The following is a 13,763-nucleotide window of genomic DNA, read 5'->3' as shown; positions in this document are numbered from 1 at the left end:
ATGATCTTTTCGGAAAACCGCTTCACACTTTTCCGGATCATGCTCTAGGATTCTGTTTCAATTCGTTTGACGCGCGCTGCCGACGCAGCGCCTGGATGATCCATGTCTTTCACCATTGCCATTATCGGCCGGCCCAATGTCGGCAAATCGACGCTGTTCAACCGGCTGGTCGGGCAGAAGCTCGCGCTGGTCGATGACGAGCCCGGCGTGACCCGCGACCGCCGCGAGGGCCAGGCGCAGCTCTATGATCTCGAATTCACCATCATCGATACCGCCGGCCTCGACGAGGGCGCCAAGGGCTCGCTGACGGCGCGGATGCAGGAGCAGACCGAGATCGCGATCGAACTCGCCGACGCGCTGATGTTCGTGATCGACGCCCGCCAAGGCCTGACACCGAACGACCGCACCTTTGCCGACTTCGCCCGCCGCGCCAACAAGCCGGTGGTGCTGGTCGCCAACAAGGCCGAAGGCAGACATGGCGAGATCGGCGCCATGGAGTCTTACGCACTGGGTCTTGGCGATCCCGTCCAGATCTCCGCCGAACATGGCGAGGGCCTAGTCGATCTCCGCGATGCGCTCGCTGCGTTGATGCCGGAGCCGGTCGAGGAGGACGAGGAAGAGGAGATCGAGGGCGTCGAGGATTGGACGGACGAGGAGATCGCGCAGCGCCCGATCCGTGTCGCCATCGTCGGGCGGCCCAATGCCGGCAAGTCGACGCTGATCAACCATCTGCTCGGCGAGGAACGGCTGCTGACCAGCCCCGAGGCCGGTACCACGCGCGATTCCATCGCGGTCGAGATCGTCTGGAAGGGCCGCCAGTTCCGCGTGTTCGATACCGCCGGCCTGCGCCGCCGGTCGCGCATCGAGGAGAAGCTGGAAAAGCTCTCGGTCGCCGACGCGCTGCGCGCGGTGCGGTTCGCCGAGGTGGTCGTGATGATGATGGACTCGCAGAACAAGTTCGAGGAGCAGGATCTGCGCATCGCCGATCTGATCGAGCGCGAGGGCCGCGCGATCGTCCTCGCGGCCAATAAATGGGATTTGATGGAGCGCAAGGGCAGTCTGGTTTCCGCGCTGCGCACCGACGTCGACCACTGGCTGCCGCAGGTCAAGGGCGCGCCTGTCGTCGCGGTGTCCGGCCTGATGGGCGAGGGCATCGACCGGCTGATGACGGCGATCCAGGAGGCTTACGCGGTCTGGAACAAGCGCGTGCCGACCGCGGCGCTCAATCGCTGGTTCGAGGAGGCGGTCCAGGCCAGTCCGCCGCCCGCGGTTTCGGGCCGCCGGCTGAAGCTGAACTACATCACCCAGAACAAGGCGAGGCCGCCGAGCTTTGTGCTGTTCTGCTCGCGCGCCGACGCCGTCCCGCAATCCTATCTGCGCTATCTCACCAATTCGATGCGCGAGGCCTTCGATCTGCCGGGCACGCCGATCAGGATCACGCTGCGTGAGAAGGCCAATCCGTTCGCCCACAAGCGCAAACGGCCGTCATGAGCGGAGAGGCGGAAGTCGACGCCGCGGCCGTGCCGCAGGCGCGCGGCGGCGCCGTGATTTTCATCTTCGTCACGCTGCTGCTCGATATGCTGGCGCTCGGCATCATCATCCCGATCCTACCGAAACTGATCGAGGGTTTCGTCGACAACGACACCGCCAATGCGGCGCGCGTCTTCGGCCTGTTCGGCACGATCTGGGCGCTGATGCAGTTCGTCTTCTCGCCGGTCCTGGGCGCGCTGTCGGACCGCTTCGGCCGCCGGCCTGTTGTGCTGCTGTCGAATTTCGGCCTCGCCGCCGACTATGTCGTGATGGCATTGGCGCCGACGCTGGGCTGGCTGTTCATCGGGCGGATGATCTCGGGCATCACCTCGGCGAGCATCTCGACCGCGTTCGCCTATGTCGCCGACGTCACCGCGCCGGAGCAGCGCGCCGCGATGTTCGGCAAGGTCGGCGTCGCCTTCGGCGCGGGCTTCATCCTCGGACCGGCGCTCGGCGGGCTGCTCGGCGAGATCGATCCCCGGTTGCCGTTCTGGGTCGCCGGTGGCCTGAGCTTCGCCAACGGTCTCTATGGCCTGTTGATCCTGCCGGAATCACTGCCGCGGGAGCGCCGCTCGCCGTTCAAGTGGAAGAGCGCCAATCCGATCGGCGCGCTGCATCTGTTGCGCTCGAACCGGACGCTCGCCGGCCTCTCGCTGGCGACTTTCTTCGCCCAGCTCGCCCATGTCGTGCTGCCCTCGGTCTTCGTGCTCTATGCCACCTACCGCTATGGCTGGACCACCGCCGCGGTCGGCGGGACGTTGGCGCTGGTCGGCCTTTGCGCGATGATCGTGCAGGGCGTGGCGATCGGCCCGATCGTCAAGCGCTTCGGCGAGCGCAAGGCGCTGTTCCTCGGCCTGGTCTGCGGCGCGGCCGGCTTCCTGATCTTCGGCGCGGCGCCATCAGGCCATCTGTTCTGGATCGGCATTCCCGTGATGGCGCTGTGGGGCCTCTCGGGCGCGGCGACCCAGGCGCTGACAACGCAGCTCGTGGCAGCGGATCAGCAGGGCCAGCTGCAGGGCGCCACCGCCAGCGTGCAAAGCGTCTCGGAGCTGATCGGCCCGTTCCTGTTCACGCTGACCTTCGCCTGGTTCATCGGCGACAGCGCACCCGTGAGGTTGCCCGGCGCGCCGTTCTATCTGGCGGGGGCGTTGCTGCTGCTCGCGCTGGCGATCGCGTGGCGCGCGACGTCACAGAAGACGTGATCGTCATTGCGAGGAGCGCTAGCGACGAAGCAATCCATGGCGCCACGTTTGTGGTTCTATGGATTGCTTCGCTTCGCTCGCAATGACGGCCTCGACGCGTAGGGCAGCGTAATCTGCCTATTCCGTCGCCGGCACCGAATGGTGCTCGTGCGTGATGCGCCAGTCGCCGTCGATCTTGCGCAATCCGATGGTCAGCCTGAACTGGAACTCGCTGTCTGGAGGGCCACAGCGCAACACCGCGACAGCGAAGGCGACGTCATTGCCGGCCGTGATCGCGATGTCGTCGATATCGAAGGCGTCCGAAGGTTTATTACATCCGAAATACAGATCCCACGTCGCCTTGTACTCATCCAGCCCGCGTGACTGGAACGGCGGCGGAACGTCGAACATCACAATATCAGGGTCGTGGTGGGCGAGGATGGCGGAGAGATCCTGGCGCCGAACGGCATCCGCCCATGCCTCGATCAGCGTTCTGATCTGACTCTCGGCCGCAAGGTCCTGCTGCATCGTGGGTCTCGCTCTGGTGTTGGCTGATGTCTGCTCCGAGGACGCGCGCGATGGCGTCGATCCGACACGCGACGCAGATTTATTCTGCGGGGCAGGTGGCGGCGTCGGTCCCTTGAGGAGCCGGGACCGCGCGTCCCTGTGCAGCTTGCGGCCATTCAACTTTCCTATTTACAAACCATCTGGTTGGTTTGTATAGGTTGAAGCAGCCGATATGGGCTGGAGAGGTGTGGCTCACCCAAGCCGCCGCACGAGGGTAGGGACCACGATAAGCAAAGCCGCGACGAACACCACGATCTACGCAGCCGCCCTGGCGGCGATTTTGGCTTCCGGCAGAGCGCCCGCCGCGGATCTTTCGCCGCGTTACGCGGCGCCGTCCTATACCTCGGCGCAGCCGGTGTTTTCCTGGACCGGCCTCTATGGCGGATTCAATGTCGGCGCAGGCTCCAGCGGCGACGGCGCTTTCAGCAATGTCCTGGGCGTGGATGCCGGCAAGGTTCGCGGCGCGCTGGGAGGTCTGCAGGTTGGCTACAATTACCAGGTCTCGCCGATGTTCGTGGTCGGCATCGAAAATGATCTGGTCGGCACCGGTCTCTCAAACCACGACGCGGTCAACAGCGCCGCCGTGAGCGTGCCCTGGTTGATGACCGGCCGGGCCCGCGCGGGCGTAGCACTGCTGGACTCGCGCCTGTTGCTGTACGGAACCGCGGGCCTGGCGTCCGGCGAATTGAAGGATGGGCCGATCAACAAGATGAAGATGGGCTGGACCGCGGGCAGCGGTGCCGAGTGGGCCTTTTCGCCGCAATGGTCGGCCAAGCTCGAATATCTCTATGTCGATCTGAAGCACGACAATCTGCCGGACTGGAACGCAGCCAAATTCCACACCGTCCGCGTCGGCGTGAACTACCATTTCGATCTGTTTCGTTGATCTTTGGGCTGATGAAGGACCGGGGCGCCGCTCCGGTTCTTCATCGCCCCGGTGGCGTCCGCGTTGAGTACCCCATGGACAATCCTTCTCGCTCGGAACGATCCCGCAATGCCGCGCTCGAGGCTGCAATCACCATCGTGTCGCGCGATGGTCCGGGCCGCCTGACGCTGGACGCGATCGCGCGCGAATGCGGCCTCAGCAAGGGCGGTCTCATGCATCAATTCCGGACCAAGGAAGCGGTGCTGAAGGCGCTGCTTGAGCAGCAGATGGCCTATTTCGAGGCGTTCTCGATCCGGGCTCACGCGAAGGCGCGCGATCGCACGGCGCAACCCGAACTCGCGGCGCAGCTCGTCACCATGCAGGAGGCGATCAAAACGCCGCGGACGGGGGCGTTCGCCCTGCTCGCGGCGATGAACGAGAATCCCGAATTGATGGCGTTGCCGCGCGAAGCCGATGCCGAAAAGATTGCGGCCATCAAGGCCGAAGCCTGCGATCCCGAACTTGCGCTGTTGCGCTGGGCGGCGGCGAGGGGACTGTTGCTGAGCTCGATGTTCGGCCTGTCTCCGCTGGAGGATGCAGAGCGCGATCGTCTGTTCGAACGCTTGTTCGACGACAGCCAGTGGACGGCGATCGGGCAGGGCGACAAGGTCGGCGGCATGGTTTCGTAGGGTGGGCAAAGCGCAAGCGCGCCTTTGCCCACCGGCATCGCGTCTTTTGAAGCGTCATTCCAGGATGGTGCGCAGCACCAGACCTCAGATGCGCAATTGCGCATCGGGGAATCTCGAGATTCCGGGTTCGCGCTTCGCGCGCCCCGGAATGACTGCTACGCGGTCACTTCTTCACCAGCGGGCATTCGCTGGCTTCCAGCGGCTTGGCTGCATCGTCCGGCGCGATCGTGGCAATCAGCTTGTAGTAGTCCCAGGGATATTTGGACTCTTCCGGCTTCTTCACCTCGAACAGATAGGCCGGAATGATGCGGCGGCCGTCGATCCGCAACGGTCCCTTGCCGAACAAGGGATCGTCGGTCGGAATCTCCTTCATCTTGACGACGACCTTGGCGCCGTCGTGCGGATTGCCGCCCATCGCCTCCAGCGCCTTCAGATAATGCAGGACGCCGGCATAGACGCCGGCGACCGTCATCGAGGGCATGCTGCCCTTCGGCGAGACTTTCTGGAATCGCTTGGACCAGGCGCGGGTCTGGTCGTTCATGTCCCAGTAGAACGATTCCGTGAAGGTGAGGCCCTGCGCGATCTTCAGACCGAGCGCATGCACGTCGTTGATGAACAGCAGGAGCGCGGCGAGCTTCTGGCCGCCCGCGGTGACGCCGAATTCGGAGGCCTGCTTGATCGAGTTGGTGGTGTCGCCGCCGGCATTGGCAAGGCCGATGATCTTGGCCTTCGAGGCCTGCGCCTGCAGCAGGAATGAGGAGAAGTCCGCGGTGTTGAGCGGATGCTTGACGCCGCCGAGCACCTTGCCGCCATTTGCGGTGACGACCGCCGAGGTGTCGCGCTCCAGCGCATGGCCGAAGGCGTAGTCGGCGGTGAGGAAGAACCAGCTGTCGCCGCCGGCCTTGGTCAGCGCTTTGCCGGTGCCGTTGGCGAGCATGTAGGTGTCGAAAGTGTAGGAGATCGTGTTGGCGTTGCAGGCCTTGCCGGTGAGGTCGGCGGTCGCGGCGCCCGAGTTGAGCACGATCGAATTCTTCTCCTTGGCGAGGTTGCTCACCGCCAGGGCAACGCCGGAGTTCGGCGTATCGGTGATCAGGTCGACCTTCTCATTGTCGATCCACTGGCGGGCGATGTTGACGCCGACGTCGGGCTTGTTCTGGTGATCGCCGCTCACCACCTCGATCTTCCAGCCCTTGGCGAGCAGGCCGGAGTCCTCCACCGCCATGTTGGCTGCGGCCACCGAGTTCGGGCCGCCGATGTCGGCATAGAGGCCCGACATGTCGTTCAGCACACCGATCTTGACGTTCTTGTCCTGCTTGTCTTGGGCAAACGCAGGGGTTGCAAGGCTAAGGCCAGCGCAAGCGAGAAGCACGGCGTAGCGCCGCGCGAGCGTCGTCGTCATGGGAAATTCCCTCCACTGTCAAAGGTCCGGACGGCTCTCTTGGGATGAAGCCTTGGTACCGGTCGATCGGGTTCCCGCTTACCCTGTCTTTGATCCAGCGGCAATCCGCCAAAAGCCGCACCGGCGGCCCGGAGCCGAGGCCTATTCGCCGTCGGCGCGCGGCGCGCCCATCCGAACGTCGGTCGGGGTGGCGCCGTAGCGGCGGCGGAAGGTGCGGTTGAAATAGGAGAGATCGCCGAACCCCGCCTCGAAGGCCACGGCGCTGATGCTGCGGTCCGCATGACCGGGATCGATCAGCATGCGGTGGGCGCGGGCCAATCGTCCGGCCAGCACGAAATCGGTGAAGGTCGTGCCGCCGTCTGCAAGCAGCTGACGGAGATAGCTCTCCGAGATCTGCTGGCTTCGCGCGACATTGGCAAGCGTGAGGTCATGGTGGCCGATCCGCGCGCGAATATGTTCCTTGATCGCCCGCAGCCGCACCGCCCGCAGCCCCTGTTCGTGTGCGCCGCGGCCGCCACTGCCGCCAAGCAGCAGTGCCGCCATATCATGCAGGTGCGATGCGACCATGTTGCGGAGATCAGGCGTCGCCAGCGCCGCCTGATCGTTGAGCATGGTCGCGTAGCCCGCCAGAAACTGCAGCACGCGATTGTCGCGGGGGATCGGCCGCGCCACCAGATCGTCGATCTCGGCGACGTGGGACGACAGCAGGCTCCGGCTCAGACGCAGATTGATGACGCGCGTCGCGGTCCGGCCAATGAAGGTGGCTTCGGCGCCGTTGGCGGTGAGGACAGCTTCGCCCTCGTTGACCGTCGCAACCCGGCCGTACTGGCTCACTTCGCCGACGCCGTTTTGCATCACCACGAGCACGACGTCATCATTGTCGAGCAGCGCCGAAGTGTGCCGGTTGCGCATCGGCGACAGCGTGCCCGCCGCCATCGCCACGCCCGGCAGCGATCGCAGCGTCAGATTGATGTCGAGCGGATGGCCGTCGAGCGGATCGATTTCGATACCGAGAATCTCGCGGCCGAAGATCTCGCGAAAGGCGTCGATGCCGTCGGCTCCCTGGAAGGCTTCGGTGGTGACACGGAGTGTTTTCATTTCGTCGTCCGACATGCTCTCCAATCCGGTCACTGGTCATCCAGCGCGGATTTGTCGCATGGTTGCAGAGTGCGGTTCGAATAGCGAACGGCGGACAGCGAGCTTTCCAAAATTTAATGCGAAGCGAAAATGAAGACGAGCGCGCTTGCACGGCGCGATTGCAAACGCGCTGCGCAGGATGCGTTCTGCCGCTGTCGTGATGACGTCAGCGGAAGGAAAGCCGCCGCGCGATCACGCTGCAGCTGACGGACACATCAGTACTTCGCGACCACCGGTCCGCTGAACTTGTAGTTCAAGCCGACCCGCAGAACATTGTCGGTGATGCGCGAACTATAGTTGCTGGAAAGCGTGCCGCCGCCGAGCGCTGGAATCGTGGTCGCGAACGTGCCGGAGACCCGGCCGAGGTCGACATAGAGATATTCGAGCTTGGCCGTCCAGTTGCCGCCGATCGCGCCTTCGATGCCGACACCGACCGTGTAGCCGGCCTTGGTGTCGGTCGCGGAGAACGGCGTCAGCGCAGCGCCGATCGTGCCGTTTGATGCGACTTCGCCATAGGCGAGACCACCGGTGACGTAGAGCAGGAGCCTCGGTGTCGCCAGAACGCCGACGCGGCCGCGAACCGTTCCGAACCAGTCGATTTTTTGATTCAATGTCACGGGAACGGCCGGGCCTGGGAGGACCAGCGCGAGGAAGCCGCCCAACGGGGGCGTGCAGACCGAGACGCCGCAGGTAAATCCGCGGCTGCCCTTCTCGTCGGTGCCCTGGATGTCGGCCTCGAGGCCCCACACCCAGTTCTGCATCTGCCAATTGTAGCCGATCTGTCCGCCGCCGACGACGCCATCCAGGTTGGAGCTGCCGCCGCTCGTGAACAGCACCGTTCCGACGCCATTGCTCAGGCTCGAGGTGTCGCTCGACCGGCCCCAGCTGTAACCGATGTTGCCGCCGACATAGAAGCCGGTCCAGTTGTAGCCGGGATCAACGTAAGCGGGCGCTTTCGTGTAGACGGGCGCAGGAAGGTCGGCCGCCAGGGCCGAGGTGGCGCCAAGCACTGCAGCCAACGCCGCAACAACAAGTCTCATGGTACAGCCCTCGCAAGAATCTGGACTGTAGTTTTAGAGTTTTGCAGAAAATCGGCTTGGACTGGGCGTCACCCGCCTTGGACTGGGCGCCACCGCCGATCGATTGAGTGGCGCTGTTGCCGATGGGAGACGCCGCCGGCTGAGTGCGACCGGCCTTATCGCAGCGCATCCGACGTCAGCGTGAACTTCTGGATGCGCTTTCCGGTGTCGACTTCGGCGGTGTAGACGTTGCCCTTGGCGTCGACCGCCATCGCGTGCACCCAGTGGAATTGCCCGGCGTTGCGCCCGTTGCGGCCAAAGCTGCCGACCACGGTGCCGTCGTCGCGTCTGATGATGCGGATCTCGTTGTTCTCACCGTCGGCGCTTAAGAGATAGGTCTGCTTCGGATCGGGCCACAGCGCGAGGTCCCAGACCGCGCCGTTGCCGAGCGTGTTCTTCTCGTAGAAGAACTCCTTCACGAAGCTGCCGTCCTTTTTGAACACCTGGATGCGGTCGTTGATGCGATCGCAGACATAGACCAGCCCGTCATTGGCAATCTTCACGCAGTGCACGGGATTGCCGAATTGCTGCGACACGGGCGCCTTGGGATCGTAGGGCGGCTGCTTGTCGTCACTGGGCCTGTTGCCATAGGCGCCCCAGTGGCGTTTGTAGGCGCCGGTGGTGGCGTCGAACACGATGACGCGGTGATTGCCGTAGCCGTCGGCGACGTAGATTTCATTCGCCTCCTTGTCGACGGCGGTCTCGGCGGGCTTGCCGAGCTGGGTGGTGTCGCTGGAGCCCTTGCTCGGCGCGATGGTGCCGATCTGCGAGACGAACTTGCCGTCGAGCGTGAACTTCAGGATCGCGTTGTCGTTGTCGGCGTTGCCGCCGATCCAGACGAAGCCGCGCTCGTCGACCTCGATGCCATGCTCGCGACCGACCCATTCATAACCATCGCCCGGGCCGCCCCAGGCGCGCAACAGATTGCCGTCGACATCGAATTCGAGCACCGGCGGTGCCGAGATGCAGCATTTCGAGCGCGGCGGATTGAGCGCTGCACCTTTCTCGTCATCGGTCAGCGAGCGCGGCCGATGGATCATCCAGATATGGCCCTGCCAATCCACCGTGATGCCGCCGACCTGGCCGAGGATCCAGTTGTTCGGCAGCGGTTTCGGCCATGACGGGTCGACGGCGAAGGTCGGAATTTCGCCGGCTTGTGCCGGCGCGTGCGCGCCAAGCAAGGCTGCCGATGCGACGCAGGCGGAGAAAATCAATCCGGACAGAGTGGAGCGCGCACGATTGAATGTCGGCGTCATTGGGTGTCTCCCGTCATTTTTCTTGGCGGTTGTCCCGCTGGGGAGGGGCAGTCAATCGTGGGGCGGGGGTCGAGTCAATTGTGTGGAACGCAAAGTGGAGGCGTAAAAAATGGTGTCATCGCCCGGCTCGATGTTTAGTCCGGAGACATGGCTGACACCTGTTCGGACACATCACTGACAGGTTGGTTGTTGGTCAAGTCGATTGATGCGACCTGCCAGCTGGCGAAGAAGATGCCGTAATGGCCGTCACGATCCAGCGGCCTGATGGCAAGCCGTTCGCGTGCAAAGGCCTGGGGAACTTTCCAGAAGCGTCCCTTGAAGGAGATGTAGGGTCTTGTCGACGAGACCCTGCGTACGATCTCGCCGCTGTCGTACTCGACGTTCGGGACGCGGGCCGGCATGGCACGGGCACTCGGTCGGAAGCGATCGGCGGGAACGTGCATATCGAGGCCCTGGTGAGGACGCTCCAGATTATAGACCGGCCGCCAAGCATCTAAGGCGCGTTGGACTTCCGGGAGAGTGCGGAAGCGACGCATCGCAAAGACTTCAGCCTTCAGAGTGCGATGGAAGCGTTCGTTCTTGCCGCGGGCCTGTGGGTGACATGGCCTGGCATGCACCACCCTGACACCAAGCTTGAGCAGCCACACCTTCAATCCGGTCCAGCGAATGCCGGACGTATCGCCCCAGGGTGAGCCGTTGTCGGTGTAGAAGGCCTCCGGCAAACCATAGCAGCGGAACGTCGTCGTCAGGTGATCCTGCACGGTGATACGCTGCTCGTCAGCGCAGGCCTTCAGGCATAGGACATAGCGCGAGTGATCGTCGACGATCGTTAGCGGATGGCACCGTGTCCCGTTGGCGAGCGGCATGTGGCCTTTGAAGTCCATCTGCCACAGCAGATTGGGAGCTTCCTTCTCGAAGCGGTGCCCTGGATTTGGCGGCGCGTTCTCGCTCGGTTTGACCCGGCCGTTCCGGCACAGGATCCGGTGCACCGTCGATGGCACAGGCACCGTCTGGCCATCCCGCTTCAGGCAGTGGGCGATCTTGCGCGCGCCCCAGGCCGGATGCTTGTCGCGCACGGTCAGAACCTGCGTCTCGACCACAGCCTCACTACGCTTGGGCATCACATGAGGGCGCCGGGAACGATCGGCCAGCTCCCGATCGCCAGCCTGCCAGCGCCGCAGCCATTTGTAGCCGACGTCAGGGCTGATGTTGAACCGTCGGCACAGCTCGCGCCGGTTGGCGCCTTCCTGCAAAGCCAGCCGCACGAACTCATGGCGCTGATCCATTACTGACACCTCACTCCACGGCATGGACGGCCTCCCGAATCGGACCAATCCAGCCAATGTTGATGTGTCAGCTATGTCTCCGAACACCCGTCAGTGATCTGTCCGGGCTAAACACTCGACCGGGCGATCCAGTATGCCGCGGCTTCTCGATTCAATCGCAATCGCCTCTGGAATACTGGATCCCCGCATTCGCGGGGATGACAAGCGAGGGCGTGGCTCGCCCGTGATGCCTTACGCCGGCGGCTGAAAACTCTTCAGCGTGCGCGCCTTGTAATCGTAGAGCTTGCCGGTCTCGGTCCATTCGGGCGAACACATCGGCAGGATGAATTCGGCGGCTTGATCGGGCGTGTCGAGCGTCATCGGGTCTTCGCCGGGAAACACCGTGGCGCGCATCCTGGTGCGGATCGGGCCGGGGCTGAACAGATTGACGCGCAGCTTGGTGTTGGCGGTCTCGTTGGCCCAGGAGCGCACCAGCGCGTCCAGCGCGGCCTTCGAGGCGGCGTAGGGGCCCTGATAGGCATTGGCCTTGTGGGCGGCACCCGAGGTGACGAACACTGCGCGGCCGGAATCGGACTGCCGCAGCAGAGGATCCATGCAGCGGATCAGCTGGAAGTTCGCGGTGACGTTGACCGCGAACACGTCGTTCCACGGCTTCAATTCGATATGGCCGAGCGGCGAGGAAGGGCCGGCAACACCGGCATTGCCGACGAGGATGTCGAGCTTGCCGTGGCGCTCATGCAGCGCCAGGCCGAGCCGGGCGATGCCGTCGTAGTCGGTGAGGGTAAGCGGCACCAGCGTGGCGCTGCCGCCGTCCTTGCGGATCTCGTCGTCGAGCTCTTCCAGCCCGCCCTGCGTGCGCGCCACCGCCACGACATGCGCGCCGGCCCTGGCGAGCGCGACGGCAGTGGCATAGCCGATGCCGCGCGAGGCGCCGGTCACGAGGGCGATACGGGAGGCGAGGGGTTTTGTCATGATTGTCTGTCCGCGTCTTTGTGGCGGGGTATTACAGACAGACATGGCCGGGACAAGCCCGGCCATGACAGAAAGGCACCGTCATTCCGGGATGGCCCGCAGGGCCAGACCCGGAATCTCGAGATTTGGGACTCGAGGGTAAAACAACTTCGAGATCCCCCGATGCGCAATTGCGCATCTGAGGTTCGCGCTTCGCGCGCCCCGGGATGACGCTTCGCCTCAGCTTGCCTCCGCCAGCAGCGACAATTGCCGCGGCTGCGGTTCGCTCTCGCTCTGGTCGGTGAGGTGGGTCGGGTAGGCGCCGGTGAAGCAATGGTCGGCGAATTTCGGATTCGCCGGATCGCGGCCGGGATAGCCCATCGCGCGGTACATGCCGTCGATCGACAGGAAGGCGAGTGAATCCGCGCCGATGATCTCGCGCATCTCCTCGACCGTATGCGTCGCGGCCAAGAGGCCGCCGCGGTCGGGCAGGTCGATGCCGTAATAGTCGGGATAGAGGATCGGCGGCGAGGCGAGACGGAAGTGCACCTCGCGGGCGCCGGCGTCGCGCATCATGCGCACGATCTTCATCGACGTGGTGCCGCGCACCAGTGAGTCGTCGATCAGGATGATCCGCTTGCCTTCGATCGCGGCGCGGTTGGCCGAATGCTTCATCCGCACGCCGAGCTCGCGCACGCTCTGGGTCGGCTGGATGAAGGTCCGGCCGACATAGTGATTTCTGATGATGCCGAGCTCGAACGGCACGCCGGAGAACTGGCTGTAGCCGACCGCGGCGGGCACGCCGGAATCCGGCACCGGCACCACGACATCGACCTCGGGATGGCTCTCGCGCGCGAGCTGCGCGCCGAAGGCTTTCCGCACGTCATAGACCGCGCGGCCGCCGACGATGGAATCCGGCCGCGAGAAATAGATGTATTCGAAAATGCAGGGCCGCGGCGGCATTGGCGGGAACGGCTTGTGGCTGTGCGCGCCGGTCTCGTCGAACACGATGATCTCGCCGGGCTCGATGTCCCGGACATACTTGGCGCCGATCATGTCGAGCGCGCAGGTCTCCGAGGTCAGGATCGGGCGGCCGTCGAGATCGCCGAGCACCAAGGGCCGGATGCCGAGCGGATCGCGCGCGCCGACCAGCTTCTTGTTGGTCAGCGCCACCAGCGCATAGGCGCCTTCGATCGCGCGCAGCGCCTCGATGAAGCGGTCGATGAAACGGGAGCGCTTGGACTGCGCCACCAGATGCAGGATCACCTCGGTGTCGGAGGTCGACTGCATCATCGCGCCGCCCTTGACGAGCTCGCGGCGCAAGGTCAGGCCGTTGGAGAGGTTGCCGTTATGGCCGACCGCGAAACCGCCGGCATTGAGCTCGGCGAACAGCGGCTGCACGTTGCGCAGGATGGTCGCGCCGGTCGTGGAGTAGCGGACATGGCCGACCGCGGCAGTGCCGGGCAGGCGCTCGATCACCTCGCGGCGGGAGAAGGTGTCGCCGACCAGGCCGAGGCGGCGCTCGGAGTGGAAGCGGCTGCCATCGAAGGAGACGATACCGGCGGCTTCCTGGCCGCGGTGCTGAAGGGCGTGCAGGCCGAGCGCCGTGATCGCGGCAGCTTCGGAATGGTCGAAGATGCCGAACACGCCGCATTCCTCGCGGAGCGTGTCGTCATCCAGATCGAGGTCCAGGTCAGGGTTCAGGTCGCGGTGTCGGAGATCATCCCGCAATTCGATCGGGCCGAGGTCGAGGTCCTGTTGGTCGGCGTGATCTGAACTGGTTTGCATCTCGTTCATCGCCTCTCGTTAGGGCCCCGGAGTTG

General features: G+C 64.4%; 12 protein-coding genes. 4 read left to right on the top strand and 8 right to left on the bottom strand.

All coding sequences use genetic code 11. The features are described 5' to 3' along the window. Positions 1 to 102: 102 nt before the first annotated feature. Complete coding sequence (gene der, locus UP09_RS02680) at positions 103 to 1,491, top strand: ribosome biogenesis GTPase Der (RefSeq protein ID WP_044536479.1); 1,389 nt, start codon at positions 103 to 105, stop codon at positions 1,489 to 1,491. Continuing rightward, on the top strand, positions 1,488 to 2,732 hold the full coding sequence (locus UP09_RS02675) for a TCR/Tet family MFS transporter (RefSeq protein ID WP_044536478.1): 1,245 nt from the start codon (positions 1,488 to 1,490) through the stop codon (positions 2,730 to 2,732). Before der ends, UP09_RS02675 begins: the two co-directional genes overlap by 4 nt. 117 nt (positions 2,733 to 2,849) lie before the next feature. On the opposite strand, the gene UP09_RS02670 is transcribed toward UP09_RS02675, so the two are convergent. Beyond that, positions 2,850 to 3,239, bottom strand: coding sequence for a YybH family protein (locus UP09_RS02670; protein ID WP_044536477.1), 390 nt, complete (start codon positions 3,237 to 3,239; stop codon positions 2,850 to 2,852). Between the two features lie 319 nt (positions 3,240 to 3,558). Between UP09_RS02670 and UP09_RS02665 the strand changes: the two genes are divergently transcribed. Then, on the top strand, positions 3,559 to 4,164 hold the full coding sequence (locus UP09_RS02665; RefSeq protein WP_245301739.1) for an outer membrane protein: 606 nt from the start codon (positions 3,559 to 3,561) through the stop codon (positions 4,162 to 4,164). A 74-nt stretch (positions 4,165 to 4,238) separates the two neighbouring features. After that, a complete protein-coding gene (locus UP09_RS02660; protein ID WP_044536476.1) occupies positions 4,239 to 4,832 on the top strand; it encodes a TetR/AcrR family transcriptional regulator in 594 nt (197 codons plus the stop codon). Between the two features lie 163 nt (positions 4,833 to 4,995). On the opposite strand, the gene UP09_RS02655 is transcribed toward UP09_RS02660, so the two are convergent. From UP09_RS02655 to purF, 7 genes are all read right to left on the bottom strand, one after another. Next, positions 4,996 to 6,231: an ABC transporter substrate-binding protein gene (locus UP09_RS02655; protein WP_044536475.1), complete on the bottom strand. Its 1,236-nt coding sequence runs from the start codon at positions 6,229 to 6,231 to the stop codon at positions 4,996 to 4,998. Positions 6,232 to 6,372: 141 nt separating this feature from the next. Next, positions 6,373 to 7,329, bottom strand: coding sequence for a helix-turn-helix transcriptional regulator (locus tag UP09_RS02650; protein WP_044536821.1), 957 nt, complete (start codon positions 7,327 to 7,329; stop codon positions 6,373 to 6,375). A gap of 254 nt (positions 7,330 to 7,583) precedes the next feature. Beyond that, complete coding sequence (locus tag UP09_RS02645) at positions 7,584 to 8,408, bottom strand: outer membrane protein (RefSeq protein WP_044536474.1); 825 nt, start codon at positions 8,406 to 8,408, stop codon at positions 7,584 to 7,586. A gap of 155 nt (positions 8,409 to 8,563) precedes the next feature. Beyond that, complete coding sequence (locus UP09_RS02640) at positions 8,564 to 9,703, bottom strand: NHL repeat-containing protein (protein WP_044536473.1); 1,140 nt, start codon at positions 9,701 to 9,703, stop codon at positions 8,564 to 8,566. A 134-nt stretch (positions 9,704 to 9,837) separates the two neighbouring features. Then, positions 9,838 to 11,013: an IS481 family transposase gene (locus tag UP09_RS02635; RefSeq protein WP_044536472.1), complete on the bottom strand. Its 1,176-nt coding sequence runs from the start codon at positions 11,011 to 11,013 to the stop codon at positions 9,838 to 9,840. Between the two features lie 207 nt (positions 11,014 to 11,220). Further along, positions 11,221 to 11,961 (bottom strand): SDR family NAD(P)-dependent oxidoreductase, encoded by a 741-nt coding sequence (locus UP09_RS02630; protein ID WP_044536471.1) that lies wholly within the window; start codon positions 11,959 to 11,961, stop codon positions 11,221 to 11,223. A 219-nt stretch (positions 11,962 to 12,180) separates the two neighbouring features. Then, positions 12,181 to 13,737, bottom strand: coding sequence for an amidophosphoribosyltransferase (gene purF / locus UP09_RS02625; protein WP_156164407.1), 1,557 nt, complete (start codon positions 13,735 to 13,737; stop codon positions 12,181 to 12,183). Positions 13,738 to 13,763: the final 26 nt, after the last annotated feature.

Origin of the sequence: Bradyrhizobium sp. LTSP885, from assembly GCF_000938305.1 — a bacterium.
In the GTDB taxonomy this organism is placed as follows: domain Bacteria; phylum Pseudomonadota; class Alphaproteobacteria; order Rhizobiales; family Xanthobacteraceae; genus Bradyrhizobium.
The sequence above is the reverse complement of the archived record's forward strand: the minus strand, read 5'-3'. Positions and strand labels throughout refer to the sequence as shown.

What these genes read in the sequence shown, in the direction of transcription:
- UP09_RS02635 (WP_044536472.1), bottom strand. Translation starts at nt 11,013, where the DNA reads ATGCCGTGGAGTGAGGTGTCAGTAATGGATCAGCGCCATGAGTTCGTG.
- UP09_RS02630 (WP_044536471.1), bottom strand. Translation starts at nt 11,961, where the DNA reads ATGACAAAACCCCTCGCCTCCCGTATCGCCCTCGTGACCGGCGCCTCG.
- UP09_RS02675 (WP_044536478.1), top strand. Translation starts at nt 1,488, where the DNA reads ATGAGCGGAGAGGCGGAAGTCGACGCCGCGGCCGTGCCGCAGGCGCGC.
- UP09_RS02670 (WP_044536477.1), bottom strand. Translation starts at nt 3,239, where the DNA reads ATGCAGCAGGACCTTGCGGCCGAGAGTCAGATCAGAACGCTGATCGAG.
- UP09_RS02640 (WP_044536473.1), bottom strand. Translation starts at nt 9,703, where the DNA reads ATGACGCCGACATTCAATCGTGCGCGCTCCACTCTGTCCGGATTGATT.
- UP09_RS02655 (WP_044536475.1), bottom strand. Translation starts at nt 6,231, where the DNA reads ATGACGACGACGCTCGCGCGGCGCTACGCCGTGCTTCTCGCTTGCGCT.
- UP09_RS02660 (WP_044536476.1), top strand. Translation starts at nt 4,239, where the DNA reads ATGGACAATCCTTCTCGCTCGGAACGATCCCGCAATGCCGCGCTCGAG.
- UP09_RS02645 (WP_044536474.1), bottom strand. Translation starts at nt 8,408, where the DNA reads ATGAGACTTGTTGTTGCGGCGTTGGCTGCAGTGCTTGGCGCCACCTCG.
- purF (WP_156164407.1), bottom strand. Translation starts at nt 13,737, where the DNA reads ATGAACGAGATGCAAACCAGTTCAGATCACGCCGACCAACAGGACCTC.
- UP09_RS02650 (WP_044536821.1), bottom strand. Translation starts at nt 7,329, where the DNA reads ATGAAAACACTCCGTGTCACCACCGAAGCCTTCCAGGGAGCCGACGGC.
- der (WP_044536479.1), top strand. Translation starts at nt 103, where the DNA reads ATGTCTTTCACCATTGCCATTATCGGCCGGCCCAATGTCGGCAAATCG.